The 2,839-nt window shown below is 65.0% G+C and carries 5 protein-coding genes; 3 read left to right on the top strand and 2 right to left on the bottom strand.

Features of this window, described 5'->3' with window-relative positions:
• A partial coding sequence (locus ACLP2E_RS15475) for a hypothetical protein (RefSeq protein WP_442466448.1) occupies positions 1-270 on the top strand: 270 nt, incomplete at its 5' end.
• A 138-nt stretch (positions 271-408) separates the two neighbouring features.
• Here ACLP2E_RS15475 and ACLP2E_RS15470 read toward each other — a convergent pair.
• The gene (locus ACLP2E_RS15470; RefSeq protein ID WP_442466447.1) at positions 409-669 is read right to left on the bottom strand and encodes a hypothetical protein; all 261 of its coding nucleotides are present in this window, start codon (positions 667-669) and stop codon (positions 409-411) included.
• 324 nt (positions 670-993) lie between these two features.
• The gene (locus ACLP2E_RS15465; protein ID WP_442466446.1) at positions 994-1,383 is read right to left on the bottom strand and encodes a hypothetical protein; all 390 of its coding nucleotides are present in this window, start codon (positions 1,381-1,383) and stop codon (positions 994-996) included.
• 465 nt (positions 1,384-1,848) lie between these two features.
• On the opposite strand from ACLP2E_RS15465, the gene ACLP2E_RS15460 reads away from it, so the two are divergent.
• Entirely contained in the window at positions 1,849-2,001 is a 153-nt protein-coding gene (locus ACLP2E_RS15460; protein ID WP_442466445.1) for a hypothetical protein, read from the top strand.
• Positions 2,002-2,125: 124 nt separating this feature from the next.
• On the top strand, positions 2,126-2,767 hold the full coding sequence (locus ACLP2E_RS15455; RefSeq protein WP_442466444.1) for a hypothetical protein: 642 nt from the start codon (positions 2,126-2,128) through the stop codon (positions 2,765-2,767).
• Positions 2,768-2,839 lie beyond the last annotated feature (72 nt).

Raw genomic sequence — 2,839 nt, 5'->3', positions numbered from 1 at the left:
CGGGTCGAGTCAATTCGCCGCCGAACTTGCCACTCGAAGCTGTGCGCCCGAAACGTTGACTTTCGATTGCGCTCGCGCTCGATCAGCGCGACCTTGAGCGTTGAAGCCCTGCTCGCGGAATTCAGCGCCGCCCAAAAGAAGCAGGCGGGGATGGCTCCCACGCCCGCTGGGAAGAGGTGGGGCCGACGCCGTCCGGTGGCGGCGGCCGGAAAACCCGAAGTCATCCAAACGGGCAACACCATAGCCGAGCGCCAGCGCGTCGTGCTGTGATGCGCGTCATTGCGCGACGTCACTGAGCGGTCAGCCTCGAGCCGTTCGTCCCGCCTCGGTCGCGACTGACCTCAGACCGAGGAGGCGAGGTTGAGCGCGATGCGCGCCTTGCGGAGTTCGGCGGCGGTCATGGGGTACTCAATCTCCGTTCGGCGGGTTTACGGAATGCTGCGCTCGATCGGAAGTAGCCTCCTCGCCCTCCTTGCTCTTTTCGTTGGCCATGTGATGGCCGACCGCGCATCCACCGACCGCGCCGAGGACGCCATGATGCCCGGCGTAGTGGCCGGCCACGCCGCCAACCAGCGCGCCCTTGAGACAGCCTCTCGCTTCGGCTGAGGGGGGAGCGGCGAGTGAAACAAGAGCGAGCGCCACAGCTGCGGCGGAAATCGCAGATTTCATTCCAGGAGTCCTTTCTTGCGGTTCTTCCCGCGTCCCACTTCAATCCCTCCGCTGCAGGGAAAGTTCCGACGACGCGCCGGCGTTGCAAACGCAACCTTGAAATGCGGGACGACCGAACACTGGGTCGCCCGCCTCCAGCGCGTCGCCGCCGACAATCCGCAGGACGACGAGCCTCTTGCCCCTGGCAGAACCGAAAGGATTTCCGAGGGGAGCCTGCGATTTCGCGGCTGCGTCCTACCGCCAAGAAAGGCGGGCAGGGAGTTACCGCGCCCGCTGGGTAAGTGGGGCCGCCAATCCCCGTGGCGGCGGCCCTGGGACAGGAGGTCAGAGCCGCCAATCCGGTAGTGACGGCAAAGAACTGTCACGTTCTTCAAACGAGCCAGCATCGCAGAGCGCAGGCGGTCGCACATTGATCCGCGTCAACAGCATCATCCACTGCCGTCGTCCTGCCTCTCGACCTCGACCAGCCTCATGATCACGTCGCCGTAGCTCTCGCCCGGCCCGCGCATGGCGCGCCAGGCGGTCGACGACGCCGGCGTCGAGCCAGATCATGCGCTCGCCGTTCTCGCCGGGCTCGGCCTCGAAGCCGACGCTGCCGACCGGGAGCGTGGCGACGATCGCGTCGAAGGCGGCGGGCGAGATGGCGACGCGGATCATGATCGGGATGTAGGCGCGACCGTTGAGATCGGCGAGAGGACCGCCGCTCCGGCGCATCACTCGACCATATGCGCGCTACGCCGAATTCATCGGCCGGGAAATCCAGAAGGGCGTCCGCCGACCGCCCCTTCGGGAGATTTCGAGGGCCTCGCCATATTCTGGCGCTCGTTTGTACGTGAATTTGGCCGGGTGCGTTTATAAACGCATCCGGCCCGCCCTGGGTGGCACCAGAGCAGGCCGGACAACGACAGGAGTGACCATGGCGACAGAACTCGCCGAGGCTCTCCTCTATGGAACCCTTGCTGTCATCCACCTGCTTCACGCGCTGGGAATGATCTAGGGCTTCCTCGATGAGGGCGGGTTCGCCGCCAGAGATGGCGGCGGACCCAACCTCCGGACTGTACCATGGCCACCTCTTGGTGGCCACCTTATGGCGGTCGTGTCCGCCCCCGCCTCGCACGTCTCTCGCTCCGGCGAACATCACCCGTTACGCTCACCACCACGGTCGCCCTGGAGCGCGAGATGGCCGACGAGCTGGGTCGCTGGGAGCGGCTGAAAATCCGGTTGACCGCGATTGGCGACGCCCCCGCCGACCAGCGGGAAGACCTCACGCGGGCGCTCGCACGGTATCTGAAGGAAGCTGACCCGGAGGCGGCCGATCTGATCGGGCGATGAGGGCGCTCGGGCGTGTTCCTCTTCGAGGCCGTCGACTCTGCGCTGAAGTCCGCCCAGAACCGGGGCGATCTGTCGAAGGACCAGAAGCGCGCCGCGCTCCACGGGGGAAAATGACATGCGCAAATTGATGGCGACGATTGGTTTCATGACAGCGCTCGTGTCGAGCGCGGCCGCTGGAGACTACTTCGAATTAGAACCCTTCAACATACACGTCCATGCCGGCCGACTTTCGGACGCCGCCAACCGCTGCGCCAACCGCGACATGAATGTGGTTCTCGCCGGCATGAAATCGGACAAGGACTGGCAAAACGTCGCGCGTCTCGTGGCCGACGGGTCGCTCGCGAAGCGCCTCGTGCGCAAATGCGCGCCGCCCGACCTGCCGATCTGGAACGTCGACAACGCGCAGGCCCAGATCGTCCTGCCAATGTGGACCACGGTGATCACCATCCGCGAATGGCAGCAAGAGGACGCCGTGGAGAATGCCTACTACGCTTGCTTGAAGGAAAAGGCCGCTCTGTTCGCCGGTGCATCGGACGAGAACGCGGAGGCGGTGCTCGCTGCGGCGCGCGGAGCATGTTTCGATCAGCGCCAGGCGATTTACAAGGCGGTGCCCCTAAACCGGAACCCGGAAGAGGAAGCCGACAATGCCGACCGAAGGGTTCACGATCGGATGATGGAATGGGTGATCGGCGTGCGGGCCGAACTCAAGGCGCGCGGCTCTCGGCCGCCCGATGAACCGGTCGGCGTCAAGCAGCGCGACTATTAAGGGGCTGAAGGCCCATCCGTGTAAAAGCGCACGCTAAGGAGGGCCAATTTCGGGCTTTGGGAGTTGATTTCG

This window comes from Rhodoblastus sp. (genome assembly GCF_052145335.1).
GTDB lineage: Bacteria > Pseudomonadota > Alphaproteobacteria > Rhizobiales > Beijerinckiaceae > Rhodoblastus.
Note: the sequence above shows the minus strand (reverse complement) of the source record. Positions and strands in the feature narration are given on the sequence as shown.